The following is a 15,203-nucleotide window of genomic DNA, read 5'->3' as shown; positions in this document are numbered from 1 at the left end:
GAATCGCCTGATTCCGCGGCTGGCATATTACGCAGAAAAACAGTCCGGTTTGCCGCTCCTCCGGGTGATATCGCTGAAATGGAAGAACCCTCTGTGATAGCTGTACAAATGATTAAGGGGCCGAATGCCACTGCGGGCGCGGTTCGGATTCGGAAATTATTTTCCCTGCCTCGCGGGCGATTTCCGGGGATTTACGTTTCTGCACCGAATGACGCACCCGAGTGCGAGAGACCGAGCCCGGCGCGTCCTGTCAGCGGCCGCCGCGTGTGCTGGAGGGCTGGAGGAGCTGGTCGACGGGTGCGTGGTCGTCGGTGAGCACTTGGGCGTCGCCGATCCAGGAGGTGAGGTCGTCGCCGGTGGCGATCTTCCAGCCGGTCCGCCGGCCGTTCAGCGCTTCCTGGGCCGCGCGCAGATCGACCTGCCGGTCGGAGGCGAGCACCACCAGATTGCCGCCCTCGGCGGTGGCGGTCGGGTCCAGGCCGATGTCGGCGGGTTCGCCGACGACGGCCACATGCTCGAAGGTCTCGCTGAGGGTGGCCACTTCGGCACGTGCGAAGTCCATACGACCGTGATCGATGAGGTTGGCGACGTACAGACCGTCCTCGTCGAGCACCCGCCGTACGTCGGTCATCGCCTCCACCGTGGTGAGGTGCCACGGCACGCTGACGCCCCCGAAGGCGTCGCCGACGACGAGGTCACGACTGCCGGAGTCCAGCCGCCGCAGACCGAGCCTGCCGTCCTCGGCGCGTACGTCGATACCGGCTCCTGATCCCAGCCCGAGCCGCTCGCGGTTGACGCGTACGACCCCGCTGTCGATCTCGGACACCAGGCTGCGCGTCCCGGGCCGGGTGGCCGCGAGGTAGCGGGGAAAGGTGAGCCCGCCGCCGCCCAGGTGGTGCGCGACAAGTGGTTCACCTTCGGGAAAGGCGGCATCGACCACCGACGCGACGGCGCGCACGTACGCGAACTCCAGGAAGGTCGGGTCGTCGAGATCGACGTAGGAGTGCCGCAGGCCGTCCAGCACAAGTGTGCGCCCGCTGCTGCGATCGGGGTCCGCGACGACCCGTACGCAGTGGTACTTGGTCTCCGTGTCGCAGGCACCGGGCGCGACCGTGGCGGCGAGGCCGCCGGCGACGACCACGAGGGTGAGGGCAGGGGTGCCGCTCCACCCGCGCGTCCGCCACTCGACCAGCGCAGCACCGGCCACCAGCAGGGTGCCGAGGCCGATCAGGATGCCGCTGACCGACAACCGCGACAAGAGGACGAAGCCGGTGAGGACGGTGCCGAAGATGGCGCCGGCGGTGCCTACGCCGGACAGCCGGCCGACGACCGTTCCGGTCTCGGCGAGGCTGGTGAGACGCAACTTCGTCACGATCGGCGTTACTGCGGAGAGCAGCGAGCCCGGCACGAGGATGGTCAGCGCCGCGATCAGCAGGAGCAGCGCCGGTGCCCACTCCGCGGTGGTCCGCAGCACGGCGGGGGTGAGTGCCACAGCCGCTCCCGACACCCCGAGCGAGGGGCCCAGGAGCCGACGGGGATCGACCTGGTCGGCGATGAGCCCACCCAGCCACGAGCCGAGGGCGATCGCGGTGAGGGCGATGCCGATCACCATGGTGCTGGTCTCAAGGGTGAGGCCGAGGTAGGGGGCCAGCAGCCGCAGAGCGACGATCTCGACCACGAGGACCGCGGCCGAGGACCCGAACACCAGTGCGGCAGCGGTACGGGGACCCAGGCCGTGGTCGCGGGACGCGCCCTCGGCGACGGGCGAGGATGCCGATCCGGTCACGGGCGACATCCTCGCACGCGGCTCACCGACGGAACAGCACGACGAAGTCCTCGCTCATCCAGCAGCTACCCGGACCCGCCCGTGATGTGATCGCCGTCACAGGGACGACAAGTACCGAGCGGACAGGGCAGGTTGTGGAACTTTCCCTGCGTGACCGGATACGCGCCGGCGATCCGGAAGCCTTCGCCGAACTGTTCGCCGCGCATGCCCGGGCCGTCTACGGTCACGCCGCCCGCCTGTCGGCGGACCGGGGCACCGCGGAGGACGTGGTGTCCCTGACCTTCCTGGAAGCCTGGCGGCTGAGGGAGAAACTGAGACCTGAAGCCGCGGCCGGGCCTGAAGCGGCGGCTGTGCCGGGAACCGCGGTCCTGCCTGAAGCCGCCGACGTGCCTGAAGCCGCGGCCGTGCCTGAAGCCGGGGCTGTGCCGGGAACCGCGGCTCTGCCCGAAGCCACGGCCTTGCCCGGAACCGCGACCCTGCCCGAGGCCGCCGACGTGCCCGAAGTCGCCGACATGCCCGACGGCGACGGACTGCGCCCCTGGCTGTACGGCATCGCCACCAACGTTCTGCGCAACACGCGCCGCGCCGCCCGTCGGCACAGCGCCGCGCTCGCCCGGCTCCCCGGTCGTCCGGCGGACCGTGACACCCTGCCCGACTTCGCCGACGACGTCGTCGGGCGTATGGAAAGGGCCGAGCGGCTCGCCGCCGCGCAGACCGCACTCGGCCGGCTGCGCAGAGCCGAGCGTGAGGTGTTCGCCCTGTGCGTCTGGTCGGGGCTGAGCTACGCCGCCGCAGGCGAGGCCCTCGGAGTGCCGGCGAGCACCGTACGGTCGCGGCTCGCCCGGGCGAGGCAGCGGCTACGGGCGTTGTCGGAGGCGGAGTTGGTGGCCCGGCGCACGTCCGCCGGGAAGCCGGCCAAGCACCCGGGGGAGCCAACTACCGCAGCGACACCGGATGTTCCACCTCAGTCTCAGCAGAAAAGGCCGGGACGCGGCCCCCGCACCGGACAGGTACCGGGTGGCCGTCCCGAAACGGCCCGGTCGACTCAGGAGAAGCACCGATGAACCCCGAAGAGCGCGAGGAACTGGCCAGGCTGCTGCCGAGCCCGGGCGAGCCGGTCCTGACGAGCGACCGCCATGACCTGCTGAAGGACCATCTGATGAGACAACTCACCGAGCAAGCCCCGGAGATCCCGGAGATCCCGGAGATCCCGGAGATCCCGGAGATCCCGGAGATCCCGGAACTCCAGAACAACGCGACGGCCCCCGCCCGACGAGCGCGCGCCCCCCGCCGCAGGTTCGCCGCCATCGCCGTACCCCTGGCCACGGCGGCAGCGATCATAGCCGCGGTCCTGGTCGGCACAGCCGGTTCCAAGCCCGCCACGACCGATGCGGACGCGGTGGACCTCCTTCATCGCATCGCCGAGGTCGCCGCCGCGAAGGAGGCCGTGCCCGTCAGGGACGACCAGTACATCTATGTCCGCACCCAGGGCTCCATGAGGTTCTCGGAATCGGAGAACGACATCCGGGTCCTGCGCGAGGCGAGCTGGACCGCCGTCGACGGCAAGCGCGCGGGACTGCGCCGGGTCACGGTGCTGGTGGGTCCGACGTTCCGCCCCCGGGACCCGTTCTCCTCGTACTCCAAGGGCACTCACGACATGAGGCTGACCCCCGACCCGAACGTCGCCACGTTCCGTGAGCTTCAGGCGCTGCCCACCGACCCCGATTCGCTCCTGGAGAAGATCTACGCCGGCACGAAGGGCGAGGGGCAGACCAGGGAGAGCGCGGCGCTGGAGAAGATCGGCGACCTGCTGCCCGACGCCACCCTCCTCCCCGAGCTGGACGCCGCGCTCTACCGCGCCGCCGCGAAGATCCCGGGCGTCTCGCTCGTCACCGACACCAAGGACTACACCGGCCGCTCCGGCATAGGCCTGACCTTCAAGGAGCACGACGACGGCCACACGGTCTGGGTCTTCGACAAGAACTCCCTCCAGTTTCTCGGCACGCCGGACGAGGCGCTGCTGGACGTCGGGGTCACGAACAGGGCGGGCGAGACGCCGGATCGCAAAAAGTAGGTTTGACGCGGCTCAAGCTGATTTGTCGCCCGGACGATGTTTGACGCGGGTGCTCGGGGTCACGCGGCTGGTGGGCCTCGTGAGGGCCGGCGGCACCGAAGTCGACGTGTCGGCCCGATGCGCGGTGTGTTCCGGCGTATGCCTGTCCCGCGCGACGCCTGTGAAACCCGTCGACAGTCGGCAGAAGGAGTGTCATGACAGAGATCCGCCCCGCCACCACAACCGACTCGGGCGCTCCGGCGGAGAGCGACGAACACTCACTGACCGTCGGACCCGGGGGGCCGGTCCTTCTGCAGGACGCCTACCTGATCGAGCAGATGGCGCAGTTCAACCGGGAGCGAATTCCCGAGCGCCAGCCGCATGCGAAAGGGAGCGGCGCCTTCGGTCACTTCGAAGTGAGCCACGACGTGAGTGCCTACACCAAGGCGGCCGTGTTCCAGCCGGGCACGCGCACCGACCTGGTCATCCGGTTCTCGACCGTGGCGGGGGAGCGTGGCAGCCCGGACACCTGGCGTGACCCGCGTGGTTTCGCGGTGAAGCTCTACACCAGCGAGGGCAATTACGACATGGTCGGCAATAACACGCCGGTCTTCTTCATCAAGGATCCGATGAAATTCCAGCACTTCATCCGGTCCCAGAAGCGCCGCGCGGACAACAACCTGCGCGACCACGACATGCAGTGGGACTTCTGGACGCTTTCTCCGGAATCCGCCCACCAGGTCACCTGGCTGATGGGAGACCGTGGAATTCCGCGTACGTGGCGTCACATGAACGGGTACTCGTCGCACACGTACATGTGGATCAACGCCGCCGGCGAGCGGTTCTGGGTGAAGTACCACTTCAAGACCGACCAGGGCATCGAGTTCTTCACCCAGCACGAGGCCGACCAGATGGTCGCCGTCGACACGGACTACCACACGCGTGACCTCTTCGAGCACATCCGTGACGGGGCCTGGCCCAGCTGGACCCTTCACGTGCAGGTCATGCCGTACGAGGACGCCGCGAGCTACCGGTTCAACCCGTTCGACCTCACCAAGGTGTGGCCGCACGCTGACTACCCGCTCATCCCGGTCGGCCGTATGACGCTCGACCGCAACCCGACGGACAACCACGCCGAGATCGAGCAGGCGGCCTTCCAGCCGAACAACCTGGTCCCCGGCATCGGGCCGAGTCCGGACCGGATGCTGCTGGCCCGCCTGTTCTCGTACGCGGACGCGCATCGCCACCGGATCGGCGCCAACTACCAGCAGCTTCCCGTCAACGCTCCCGTCGTCGACGTCCACACGTACTCCAAGGACGGCGCGATGGCCTACCGCAAGACGGCGGACCCCGTGTACGCCCCGAACTCCAAGGGCGGTCCGGCCGCCGACACGGCACGGTACGGAACCCCGCCCGGCTGGGCAGCGGACGGCGAGATCACCCGTGCCGCGTACGTGTCCCACCCGGAGGACGACGACTGGGGGCAGCCGGGCACCCTGGTGCGCGAGGTCATGGACGACGCGGCCCGTGACCGCCTGGTCGACAACGTCGTAGGCCATCTCCTCAACGGGGTGAGCGAGCCCGTCCTCGAACGCGCCTTCGCGTACTGGTCGAAGATCGACGAATCGACCGGCAAGCGCATCGCCGACGGCGTGCGGGCGAAGTCCCACGAAAAGGACCCGAAGGCGGCGGAACAGGGCAACCCCGCGCGCCGAACCATGCAGCACAAGGCATAGAACCCGAGAACCCGTCAGCCGCGTCCACGTCGAGCGACACAGCCCGAAACCCGAAACCCGAGCGAGGGGAACCCCATGAAGACCCCCGGTGACGACGACACACCTCCGGTCGACGAGGAGACGCGCGAACGGTCCGCAGAGGAGCGGAACGTCATCACACCCACACCGCAGGATGTCCGGGAGAAGGCCGAGGAAGACGACGAGCCCCATCCCCCGGACGGAGACAACTCCTGACCGATGCTCCCCGCCCCCGGTGATACGCCGCGGGCGACCGGGTCGGGCCGGGAAGGGGCGGCGCTCAGTTCGCGGGGTGGCCCGGGGCGATGTCATGGGTGTCGTCGAGCGTCAGTACGGGGGTGCGGCTGCCCGTGAGACGTTCCGCCGCCTCCGGAGCGAGCAGGAAACCGACGTGGTCGCCGCCGTCGATCCGGTCCTCCACGCGACCGACGAACCAGGCGGCGGCCTCGTCGAGGATCAGGGTTCCGCCAGGTCCTGGATGCCACGGGACGTCGGTGAACTTGTCGGTGCGGTCGCCGGTCTCGCCGCCGAAGAGCCGGGCCGAGCGGTCCTGGTCCCGGCGGAGAAGATGGACCGCGAGTCGTTCGGCGTGCTCGGCCACCCGGTACGTCCGGTTGGCCTTGGACAGCCAGACCATGAACCGGGCGGGCCGAATCGAGCACTGTGAGGCGAATCCGACCAGGCAGCCGGCTCTTTCCCCGCCGGCCTGCGCGGTCACGACGTACATCGGGTAGTCGAGCAGATCGGTGAAGGGATCGAGATCGGTCACGGTTTCGGCTCCCGCCTCAGGATCGGATGTCGGCCAAGCGTTCAACGGTTCCGTACCCCGGCCGGCTCACGACGCGCCGTGCGGTCGCGGACGGACGACACCCATCCACCCATCCACCCACGCCCGTTCGAGGCGTACGAGGACAGGCGTACAAGGACGAAGGACAGAGGAGACGAGCGGCATGGTGCAGATCGGGTACACGATGATGACCGAGCAGGCCGGACCGCGGGAGCTGGTCGGGCATGTGGTCGGTGCCGAGCGCGCCGGCTTCGACTTCTCGGTCACGTCCGACCACTACTTCCCCTGGCTGGAGTCCCAGGGGCACGCCTCCTACGCGTGGAGCGTGCTCGGTGCCGCCGCGCAGGCCACCGAACGCATCCCGCTGATGACGTACGTGACCTGCCCGACGACCCGCTACCACCCGGCGGTCGTCGCCCAGAAGGCAGCCACCGTGCAACTGCTCTCCGAGGGCCGCTTCCGTCTGGGACTCGGCTCCGGGGAGAACCTCAACGAGCATGTGGTGGGCGGCGGTTGGCCGGCCGCGCACGTCCGGCTTGAGCGGCTGGAGGAGGCCGTGGAGATCATCCGCGCACTCTTCGCGGGGGAGAACGTCAACCACCACGGCGTCCATTTCGACGTCGAGAACGCCAAGTTGTGGGATCTGCCCGACACCGCTCCGCCGATCGGTGTCGCCGTCTCGGGCGACCGCTCGTGCGAACTCGCCGGTCACGCGGCCGACTTGCTGATCGCGACGGAACCCAGGCCGGAGCTGATCTCCGCGTTCGACCGGCACGGCGGCGCGGGCAGGCCCAAGGTCGGCCAGCTGCCGGTCTGTTACGACACCGACCGCGACGCGGCGATCGCCCGTGCCCACGACCAGTTCCGCTGGTTCGGCGGCGGCTGGCCGGTCAACTCCGAACTGCCCGGACCCGCCGCGTTCTCGGGTGCCACCCAGTTCGTACGGCCCGAGGACGTGGCGGAGTCCATTCCCTGCGGAGACGACGTGGAGGCGGTCGTGGACGCCGTACGGCCTTACGTCGACGCCGGGTTCACCGAGGTCGCGCTCGTCCAGATCGGCGGCGACCACCAGGAGCCGTACCTGGAATGGGCCGAGCGGAAACTGCTGCCCGCCCTCCGTGAACTGTGAGCGTGCGCGCCCGCGCGTCAGATCTGGTTGTTCCACATACGGAACACGGTGCAGCGGCCCTTCTTGTCGAACGTCACGGTCCAGAGGTTGGCGAAGGTGCCCAACTGCTTGTAGCGGCCGGTGCCTTCGATGGCTGCGGTGTCGCCGTTGAGGGCGAGGACGGACCATTCGAACTCCCAGCCGCCCTCCTGCCAGGCTGCGCGGCTCTGCCAGCCTTCGACGATGGCGTCGCGGCCGATCCAGTCCGTCTCGTAGGGCCACTCGTGGTACTCGGCCTGCGGGGTGAACAGTGCGGCGATGTCCTTCTCGCTGTTGCTGGTCCAGGCACTCAGATACCCCTCGACCCAGGCGCGTACCTGCTCTTCCGTCACCATGACAGCTGCCTTTCTGTACCGGGATCCGTACGGCTCATCCTTGGGCGGTGGGGCGGACGACGAGTTCGTTCACGTCCACCTCGGCGGGCTGGGTGATGGCGTAGTGGATCGCTTCGCCGATCGCGGCGGCGGGGATGGCAATGCCCATCTGGCCGGTGACCGCGTCCTTGGTGTCCTGGTCGCCGATGGTGTCGGTCAGCTCGCTTCGGGTCAGGCCGGGGCTGATCACGGTGACCCGGAGCTCCCGGCTCTCCTGGCGCAGGCCCTCCGACAGCGCGCGGACCGCGTGCTTGGTGGCGCTGTAGACGGCGGCGGTCGGGTCGACCCGCAGCCCTGACACGGAGGCGATGTTCACGATGTGGCCGGCGCCCTGGGCAGTCATGATCGGCAGAACGGCGGCGATGCCGTGCAGGACTCCGCGCAGGTTGACGTCGATCATGCGGTCCCACTCGTCGGTGCGCAGCGCGTCCAGGCGGGAGAGGGGCATCACTCCGGCGTTGTTGACCAGGACGTCGACGTTGCCGTACCGGTCCTGGGCCGCCGCGACGAAGGAGCGCATGCTGAGCGGGTCGGTCACGTCCAGGTTGTGCGGCAGGGCGCTGCCGCCACCGGCTTCGATCTCCTTGGCGAGGGCGGCCAGGCGATCGGCGCGGCGGGCGCCCAGAACCACGTGATGGCCGGCTGCGGCCAGTCGTCGGGCGGTGGCCTCGCCGATGCCACTGCTGGCCCCGGTGATCAGGACGACCTTCGGGGCGGCCGTGGTGGGCGGGTACGTCATGCTCGTTCCTTCGTCAGGTCGGCGGCCTCTACGGCGGACCGTCCGGTTCCGCCAGCATGAACCGGATCTTGCGCATGCGGCAGGAGGGCTCTTCCTGGGTGCCGCACTCCTAGGAAGCACCGGCGTAGGCTTTTGGGTATGAGCGCCAACGAACTGGGGGAATTCCTGCGGGTGCGTCGCTCCCGCCTCGGCCCGCAGGACGTGGGACTTCCCCGCTCCACGGGCCGCCGTGTCAGCGGGCTGCGGCGCGAGGAGGTCGCCGTGCTGGCCGGGGTCAGCGCCGACTACTACGCCCGTCTGGAACAGGGCCGCGAACGACACCCCTCCGGCCAGGTCATCGACGCCCTCGCGCACGCCCTGCGCCTGGACTCCGACGCCTGCTGGCACGCCTACCGCCTGGCCGGACTGGTACCGAAGAACGAGGCCCCCGACATCGCCGGGGAGCAGGTGGCCCCCCAGCTGCAGCGGCTGATGGACGCGTTCCCCGCAGCGGTCGCCTATGTCGTCAACCGCCGTCTGGACGTTCTCGCGTCGAACGCGCCGGCCACCGCGCTGTTGTCCCCGCTGACGGACCCGCGCCACATGGTCCGCTCCCTCTTCAGCGACCCTGCCGCACGCACCCTGTTCGTGGAGTGGGACGTCACGGCGCGGGACACCGTGGCCGCGCTGCGGCTCGCCTACGGCCACGAGCGTCACGATCCGCAGATCGCGGCCCTGATCGACGAACTCCGCACCGAGAGCGAAGAGTTCACGGAACTGTGGGGGCGCCAGGAGGTCGGCCGACTGGGCAGCCGGTTCAAGACCTTCCACCACCCCACGGCAGGCCGGATGACGCTTGCTTACCAGACGTTCGAGGTACAGGACGCGCCGGGCCAGACCCTGCTCGTCGGCACCGCCGAGCCCGACAGCACGGACGCCGCCCGCCTGGCGCTGCTCTGCACCTCACAGCCCCTGGACGACGAGCACGCGCCGGTCCTTCGCCGATAACGACCAGGTTCGCTGCCAAACGCCTCGATCATGCGAGCCCGGACGAGCTGCGTGGCGCCGAGTGGATCCTCGGGCCTACCCATTCGAGCGCGAAGTGTCACCCGTACTTCACAGGGCGCCCCATCTGCACTCAGGGCACGCGGAGGGACGCCACCCCCGAATTGGACTGGACGACAAACAACCCCCGGGGTCAATCACCTGGGGGTTCGCATTGGAGCGGGTGACGAGAGCCGAACTCGCACCCCCAGCTTGGGAAGCGACGGCGCTTGCGCGGTCGGACAGCCTCTGGAGGCGTGTGCCCTGGCGCTCCTCGACCAGGCCCGTTACGCGGGGCGCGACTTCGTCGGCATCGCCCAGGTCCTCGACTTCGCGGAGACCTTCCTCGGCGGCGGCACCAGCTACCGGAGGCCGCTGTCAGTGGCCGGCGAACTGCTGGAGGAGGAGTTCAACGACGCCGCCCGCATGCGCGGCTGGAACGAGGCCAAGCACCGGCTGGGCTTCCGCGTCTTCGGCGTGGCCATCGGCGCCCCGCGCGTCGCCGAAGCCGACTCGGTCCTGGACGCCCTGAGGTTGTCCGCTCTGACGGGCGCGCTGATACCGCGACAACCCTCCTTGGCCAAGAAGGCCCCGCAGGACTGGGAGATCCGGGAGCAGGAGCTGTTCTCGGCCGGCGTACGTCCTGCCGAGGTGGAAGCCGGATCGCGCCGCATTCTGGCGGAAGCCCGTGGCCATCAACTCGCAGAAGGATGTGGCGGCTTGCACGGGGGTGAGCATCGCGTTCTTCGGGGAACGGCAGGCCGAGAGCTTCCCCTGTGCGAATCTCACCACGCACCGCCGCCTCATCGGTGTGTCTTCGGTACGGTCAAGATCCGGGCCGGCGCCGACCCCGGCCCGGACCTTGACCGGTGTCGAGCAGTACACCGCGGCGGCGTCCAGACCGCATGTGCGCTGCCGACCCGCCCGCGGCTGTTGGGGGGCGCCGACGGGCGGTGACCGGCCCGAAGGGGTGGAGACGGGCCGGCCGATGTCCGCGCGGCGGACCGAAGAGGCGGACGCGCGAACACCATGAATCTAGGGCGTGGTGGCCGTCGCGCACGATCCACTGAGCGCGACCATTGTCCGCACAACGCGGGGCGATGGTGTGGGCCGTGGTCACCCGGAACGCAGTGTCTGCGAGGGCAGCTCGCCGAAGCGCGCCCGGTAGCGGGACGCGAAGCGGCCCAGGTGGTCGAAGCTCCAACGATGGGCGACCTCGCTCACGTTCACTTCGCCCGGTGTGCCGCGGCGCAGCTCGTCGTGGGCGTGGGTGAGGCGGAGGTCGGTGAGGTAGGCCAGCGGGGTCATGCCGACGTACTGTTGGAAGGCTTCTTGGAGTCGCCGCACGCTCACCCCGGCGAGCACGGCCAACTCTCCTACCGTGAACGGGTGTTGCGGCATGCTGTGCATGGCCTCGACAGCACGCTTGACGGGGCCCGGGCGCAGGGCGGGTTTTGGCCGGTCGAGCTCGTCGCGGTAGCGGTGGCCGGTGGCGAGGAGGAGCCCGGTCAGCAGGGCCTCCTGGAGCGGGCGGGCGACCATCGGCCGGGTGAGCAGCCCGCCGACCCGCATCTCGTCGAACACCGCGCGGATCATCCGTACCCAGCTCAGGCCCGCGCCGTGCGCGACGTCGAGTTCGGGCGTGAGGACGACGGGGGTGCGCAGCGGTCGGCCGAGAAGGCGTTCGAGTTGATCGTTGAGGGCCTTGGGGTCGATCTTCACGGCCAGCATGGAGCAGTCGGTGCTCACTCGATCCAGGGCCGTGTCGCCGTGCGGCTGGAAGACGGCGGCGTTCGCGGTGGTCGCCACCGCATGGGTGTGCCTTCCTTGACGCCAGGCCAGGTGGCCGCCCAGGGGGATGTCCACGTGGTAAGAGCCGAGTTCCCCGAACCGGATGCGTACCTCCGCGCCGAAGGAGAGCCGGCCGAGTGTGAGCGGACCGAGTGCGGCGATGTCGTACCGGGCCGTGAACTCGGCGTTGCCGTCGGGCACGTCGATGAAGTTGGCGTAGAAGCGTTCCTGGAGGACCTGCCGAGCCTTGTCCACATCCGTCGTCCGGAACTTCAGCACATCCTGGCCCTGGTCGGGCGAGCGGTGCATACCGCGACCTCCTGCACCTCTGGACCGTACGAGGGACGGTGCACATTATCGTCACCCATTGCCCGCTGCTTGCCTGCTGCCGGTCCCTATTTTTTTCACCTCACGGGGGATGTGTTGCCGCTCCGCCTCGGCGAGGCGTGTCGAGCGGGTCCGGGTGCCGAAGGCGGCCAGGACGATCGCGCCGAGCAACCAGGTGCCGGCGATGAAGTAGAAGACGCTCCGGTAGCCGTGGCCGTTGTAGAGCGCCGCGACGATCAGCGGACCGGCGGCGTTCGACAGGCGGCCGAGGCCGTAGGAGACGCTCGTTCCCAGGGAGCGCCCGCGCGTGTCGAACAGCTCGGGGGAGTAGGCGTAGGCGAGGGCCGTGTAGCCGCGTTCGAAGAGGTTCACCAGGAAGCCGAACACGATGATGAGGACCGGGTTGAAGGTGAGCCCGTACAGCAGGCCGCAGCCCGCGATCACCGTGCCGAACGCGACCAGGCACCACTTGCGCTCGAACCGGTCGGTGACCAGGGACGCCAGATAGCAGCCGAGCGGTGCGCCGACCGTGGTCAGAGCCACGTAGAAGACGGACTTCTCGATGCTGAAGCCCTCCTTGGCCAGCAGGGTGGGCGCCCAGCTGGAGTAGCCGAAGAAGCCGATGGTCTGCGTCATCCACAGCACCGTCAGCAGCAGCGTCGGGTACAGGTACTTCTTCTGGAGGAGCAGGCGCAGGGGCGCCTTCGTCGACGGGGTCTCGGCGACCGGGGGCGCGGGCTCGGGGAGAGGCCCCTTCTCCGCAGCCACGCTCGCCTCGATCTCCCGCAGGACCGCGTCCGCCTCGGTGTGTTCGCCCCTGCTCTCCAGCCAGCGGGGTGACTCCTTGAGGTGCCGGGTGAACAGGACGAGCAGGATGCCCAGCGAGCCCCAGACGTAGACCAGCCGCCACGACCAGTCGTTGAGCGGGACGACCGCGCTGGCGATGAGGTTGGTGACGGGCGTGCCGCAGATGCCGATGACGATGGCGTACGCCTGGAACTTGCCGCGGATCGCCGACGGATACATCTCGTTGATGTAGACGACCCCCACGACGGTCATCGCCGACAGGCCCGCCGAGGTCAGGACGCGGAACACGCCGAGCGACACGAGGTCCCAGGAGAACGCCGCCGCGAACGAGAAGACGCCGAAGAACAGCGTCGTCCAGAGCAGGGCCCGCTTGCGGCCCCACCGGTCGGAGAGGGACCCGGCGACGATCGCCCCGACGAACATGCCGACGAACGAGAGCGAGGTGACGTAGGCGATCTGGTCGACCGTGATGCCCCACAGCCTGATCAGTTTCGGCGCGGTGGTGGCGAAGCTGTTGATGTCCGCGAACTCGAAGAAGTAGGCGAACGCGACGGCGAGCAGGGTGACTTTGTGGAACCGGGAGACCGGAAGCCGGTCCAGCCGGTTCAGCGCGTTTGCGTGTTCCATGTCAGAAGTCCTCGCCGGGCCAGTACAGGCCCATCGGGTTGGCGACCAGGAGCTTGTGCCGCTGCTCGTCGGTGACCGCGACCTGCGGCAGGTGGTCGACGAGGAGGCCGTCGTCCGGCATGTGGGTGGTCAGGTTGGGGTGGGGCCAGTCGGTGCCCCACAGGACCCGGTCGGGGAACTCCCCGACGACGCGGCGGGCGAAGGGGACGACGTCGGTGTATGCGTGCTGTTCGCCGTCCAGGGCGGCGGGCCCGGTCACGCTGAGGCGCTCGGGGCAACTCACCTTCACCCACACGTCGTTGGCATCGACGAAGCGCAGGAAGCGGGTGAACTCCGGCCCGTCCACCGGCCGGGTCACGTCCGGTCGGCCCATGTGATCCACCACCAGCGGAACGGGCAACGACCCGAAGAATCCCTCCAGTTCGGGCAGGTCGGCGCTCTCGAAGTACAGGACGACGTGCCAGCCCAGCGGGGCGACCTTCCTCGCGATCGTGCGCAGGTCGTCCTCGGGCGAGGCGTCGACCAGACGCCGTACGAAGTTGAAACGCACCCCGCGTACGCCCGCCGCGTCGAGTGCGAGCAACTCGCCCTCGCCGATGTCCGGGCGGACGGTCGCGATGCCGCGCGCCCTGCCGTCGGCCGACCGGACGGCGTCGACCATGGCGCTGTTGTCCGCGCCGTGGCAGGTGGCCTGCACGATGACGTTCCGGGCGACGCCCAAGTGGTCGCGGAGCGCGAACAGTTCGTCCTTGCCGCCGTCGCAGGGCGTGTACTTCCGTTCCGGCGCGAAGGGGAACTCGGCCTGCGGGCCGAAGACATGACAGTGCGCGTCGACGGTCCCCGGCGGCAGCTGGAGGGTTGGCCTGGACGGGTTCTCGTACCAGTCCAGCCAGTCGGGACTCTTGTGGGAGACGGTGTCCATGCGGTTCACCGGCCCTGGCGCTTCAGCAGGGCGTCCAGGCGGGGGTACACCGCGCGGGCGTTGTGCTCCTGGATTGCCGCCAGGTCGTCCGGGGGGAGCTTCGCCGCCTCGGCGTAGCGGCGCGTGTCGTCGAAGTGGTGGCCGGTGCACGGGTCGATGTCGCGGACCGCGCCGATCATCTCCGAGGCGAACAGGATGTTGCGGGCCGGGATCACCTCGTACAGGAGGTCCGAGCCGGGCTGGTGGTAGACGCAGGTGTCGAAGTAGACGTTGCCCAGGACGTGTTGCTCCAGCGGGGGCCTGCCGAGCGCCATCGCGAGCCCGCGGAACCGGCCCCAGTGGTACGGCACCGCACCGCCGCCGTGCGGGATGACGAAGCGCAGGGCCGGGAAGTCGGCGAACAGGTCGCCCTGGACCAGCTGCATGAACGCCGTGGTGTCGGCGTTGAGATAGTGCGCACCGGTGGTGTGGAAGGCGGGGTTGATGCTCGTACTGACATGGACCATCGCCGGGATGTCGTACTCCACCAGCTTCTCGTAGAGGGGGTACCACGAGCGGTCGGTGAGCGGCGGCGCGGTCCAGTGACCACCCGAGGGATCGGGGTTCAGGTTCACCGCCACGGCACCGAACTCCTCCACACAGCGGGTGAGTTCGGGGACGCAGGTGGCGGGGTCGACGCCGGGCGACTGCGGAAGCATCGCGGCGGGTACGAAGCGCTCCGGGTACAACTGGCTGACCCGGAAGCAGAGTTCGTTGCAGATGGCCGCCCAGGCGGCCGAGGTGCCGAAGTCCCCGATGTGATGGGCCATGAACGACGCGCGGGGCGAGAAGACCGTCACGTCGATGCGGCGTTCGTCCATCAGCCGCAACTGGTTCGGCTCGATGGTCTCGCGCAGTTCGTCGTCGCCGATGCGCAGATCCGCGCGGACGGGGGCGGGGGCGGCCGACGGGTCGGCGAGGGAGGCGATCTGCCGGTTTCGCCATGCCTCCAGGGCCGGCGGGGCGGTCGTGTAGTGACCGTGACAGTCAATGATCATTACGGCGT

At 69.2% G+C, this 15,203-nt stretch carries 14 protein-coding genes and 1 pseudogene; 7 read left to right on the top strand and 8 right to left on the bottom strand.

All coding sequences use genetic code 11. The features are described from left to right. Nucleotides 1-250 precede the first annotated feature (250 nt). Nucleotides 251-1,795: a fused MFS/spermidine synthase gene (locus tag ACWDR4_RS06915; RefSeq protein ID WP_450404843.1), complete on the bottom strand. Its 1,545-nt coding sequence runs from the start codon at nt 1,793-1,795 to the stop codon at nt 251-253. A gap of 125 nt (nt 1,796-1,920) precedes the next feature. On the opposite strand from ACWDR4_RS06915, the gene ACWDR4_RS06910 reads away from it, so the two are divergent. From ACWDR4_RS06910 to ACWDR4_RS06895, 4 genes are all read left to right on the top strand, one after another. Next, nucleotides 1,921-2,850, top strand: a complete 930-nt coding sequence (locus tag ACWDR4_RS06910; RefSeq protein WP_450404840.1) for a sigma-70 family RNA polymerase sigma factor — start codon at nt 1,921-1,923, stop codon at nt 2,848-2,850. Next, nucleotides 2,847-3,860: a CU044_5270 family protein gene (locus ACWDR4_RS06905; protein ID WP_450404839.1), complete on the top strand. Its 1,014-nt coding sequence runs from the start codon at nt 2,847-2,849 to the stop codon at nt 3,858-3,860. Before ACWDR4_RS06910 ends, ACWDR4_RS06905 begins: the two co-directional genes overlap by 4 nt. Before the next feature lie 194 nt (nt 3,861-4,054). Then, on the top strand, nt 4,055-5,575 hold the full coding sequence (locus ACWDR4_RS06900; protein ID WP_450404836.1) for a catalase: 1,521 nt from the start codon (nt 4,055-4,057) through the stop codon (nt 5,573-5,575). Nucleotides 5,576-5,650: 75 nt separating this feature from the next. Beyond that, nucleotides 5,651-5,809: a hypothetical protein gene (locus ACWDR4_RS06895; protein ID WP_450404834.1), complete on the top strand. Its 159-nt coding sequence runs from the start codon at nt 5,651-5,653 to the stop codon at nt 5,807-5,809. A 64-nt stretch (nt 5,810-5,873) separates the two neighbouring features. Here the strand turns inward: ACWDR4_RS06895 and ACWDR4_RS06890 are convergent, their stop codons facing one another. After that, on the bottom strand, nt 5,874-6,362 hold the full coding sequence (locus ACWDR4_RS06890; protein WP_450404831.1) for a flavin reductase family protein: 489 nt from the start codon (nt 6,360-6,362) through the stop codon (nt 5,874-5,876). A 181-nt stretch (nt 6,363-6,543) separates the two neighbouring features. Between ACWDR4_RS06890 and ACWDR4_RS06885 the strand changes: the two genes are divergently transcribed. Then, nucleotides 6,544-7,509 (top strand): LLM class F420-dependent oxidoreductase, encoded by a 966-nt coding sequence (locus ACWDR4_RS06885; protein ID WP_450404829.1) that lies wholly within the window; start codon nt 6,544-6,546, stop codon nt 7,507-7,509. 17 nt (nt 7,510-7,526) lie between these two features. Here ACWDR4_RS06885 and ACWDR4_RS06880 read toward each other — a convergent pair whose 3' ends face one another. Together ACWDR4_RS06880 and ACWDR4_RS06875 are read right to left on the bottom strand one after the other, a co-directional pair. Next, the gene (locus tag ACWDR4_RS06880; protein WP_450404827.1) at nt 7,527-7,883 is read right to left on the bottom strand and encodes a nuclear transport factor 2 family protein; all 357 of its coding nucleotides are present in this window, start codon (nt 7,881-7,883) and stop codon (nt 7,527-7,529) included. Between the two features lie 34 nt (nt 7,884-7,917). Further along, on the bottom strand, nt 7,918-8,661 hold the full coding sequence (locus ACWDR4_RS06875; protein ID WP_450404825.1) for an SDR family oxidoreductase: 744 nt from the start codon (nt 8,659-8,661) through the stop codon (nt 7,918-7,920). Between the two features lie 138 nt (nt 8,662-8,799). On the opposite strand from ACWDR4_RS06875, the gene ACWDR4_RS06870 reads away from it, so the two are divergent. Both ACWDR4_RS06870 and ACWDR4_RS06865 read left to right on the top strand, forming a co-directional pair. After that, nucleotides 8,800-9,648, top strand: a complete 849-nt coding sequence (locus ACWDR4_RS06870; RefSeq protein ID WP_450404824.1) for a helix-turn-helix transcriptional regulator — start codon at nt 8,800-8,802, stop codon at nt 9,646-9,648. 288 nt (nt 9,649-9,936) lie between these two features. Further along, a pseudogene (locus ACWDR4_RS06865) lies at nt 9,937-10,215 on the top strand (hypothetical protein); the annotation flags it as partial. A 585-nt stretch (nt 10,216-10,800) separates the two neighbouring features. Here ACWDR4_RS06865 and ACWDR4_RS06860 read toward each other — a convergent pair. The 4 genes from ACWDR4_RS06860 to ACWDR4_RS06845 are packed head-to-tail and all read right to left on the bottom strand — an operon-like array spanning nt 10,801 to nt 15,195. Then, nucleotides 10,801-11,784 (bottom strand): AraC family transcriptional regulator, encoded by a 984-nt coding sequence (locus ACWDR4_RS06860; protein WP_450404821.1) that lies wholly within the window; start codon nt 11,782-11,784, stop codon nt 10,801-10,803. A 51-nt stretch (nt 11,785-11,835) separates the two neighbouring features. Then, complete coding sequence (locus tag ACWDR4_RS06855) at nt 11,836-13,236, bottom strand: MFS transporter (protein WP_450404818.1); 1,401 nt, start codon at nt 13,234-13,236, stop codon at nt 11,836-11,838. A 1-nt stretch (nt 13,237) separates the two neighbouring features. Further along, nucleotides 13,238-14,158: an amidohydrolase family protein gene (locus tag ACWDR4_RS06850; RefSeq protein ID WP_450404816.1), complete on the bottom strand. Its 921-nt coding sequence runs from the start codon at nt 14,156-14,158 to the stop codon at nt 13,238-13,240. Nucleotides 14,159-14,163: 5 nt separating this feature from the next. Then, nucleotides 14,164-15,195, bottom strand: coding sequence for an amidohydrolase family protein (locus ACWDR4_RS06845; RefSeq protein ID WP_450404813.1), 1,032 nt, complete (start codon nt 15,193-15,195; stop codon nt 14,164-14,166). Nucleotides 15,196-15,203 lie beyond the last annotated feature (8 nt).

It is taken from the genome of Streptomyces sp. NPDC000878, assembly GCF_053599695.1.
Note: the sequence above shows the minus strand (reverse complement) of the source record. Positions and strands in the feature narration are given on the sequence as shown.

Excerpts from the sequence above, each read along its gene's own strand:
- ACWDR4_RS06895 (WP_450404834.1), top strand. The coding sequence starts at position 5,651 with ATGAAGACCCCCGGTGACGACGACACACCTCCGGTCGACGAGGAGACG.
- ACWDR4_RS06915 (WP_450404843.1), bottom strand. The coding sequence starts at position 1,795 with ATGTCGCCCGTGACCGGATCGGCATCCTCGCCCGTCGCCGAGGGCGCG.
- ACWDR4_RS06900 (WP_450404836.1), top strand. The coding sequence starts at position 4,055 with ATGACAGAGATCCGCCCCGCCACCACAACCGACTCGGGCGCTCCGGCG.
- ACWDR4_RS06880 (WP_450404827.1), bottom strand. The coding sequence starts at position 7,883 with ATGGTGACGGAAGAGCAGGTACGCGCCTGGGTCGAGGGGTATCTGAGT.
- ACWDR4_RS06885 (WP_450404829.1), top strand. The coding sequence starts at position 6,544 with ATGGTGCAGATCGGGTACACGATGATGACCGAGCAGGCCGGACCGCGG.
- ACWDR4_RS06905 (WP_450404839.1), top strand. The coding sequence starts at position 2,847 with ATGAACCCCGAAGAGCGCGAGGAACTGGCCAGGCTGCTGCCGAGCCCG.
- ACWDR4_RS06875 (WP_450404825.1), bottom strand. The coding sequence starts at position 8,661 with ATGACGTACCCGCCCACCACGGCCGCCCCGAAGGTCGTCCTGATCACC.
- ACWDR4_RS06870 (WP_450404824.1), top strand. The coding sequence starts at position 8,800 with ATGAGCGCCAACGAACTGGGGGAATTCCTGCGGGTGCGTCGCTCCCGC.
- ACWDR4_RS06855 (WP_450404818.1), bottom strand. The coding sequence starts at position 13,236 with ATGGAACACGCAAACGCGCTGAACCGGCTGGACCGGCTTCCGGTCTCC.
- ACWDR4_RS06850 (WP_450404816.1), bottom strand. The coding sequence starts at position 14,158 with ATGGACACCGTCTCCCACAAGAGTCCCGACTGGCTGGACTGGTACGAG.
- ACWDR4_RS06845 (WP_450404813.1), bottom strand. The coding sequence starts at position 15,195 with ATGATCATTGACTGTCACGGTCACTACACGACCGCCCCGCCGGCCCTG.
- ACWDR4_RS06860 (WP_450404821.1), bottom strand. The coding sequence starts at position 11,784 with ATGCACCGCTCGCCCGACCAGGGCCAGGATGTGCTGAAGTTCCGGACG.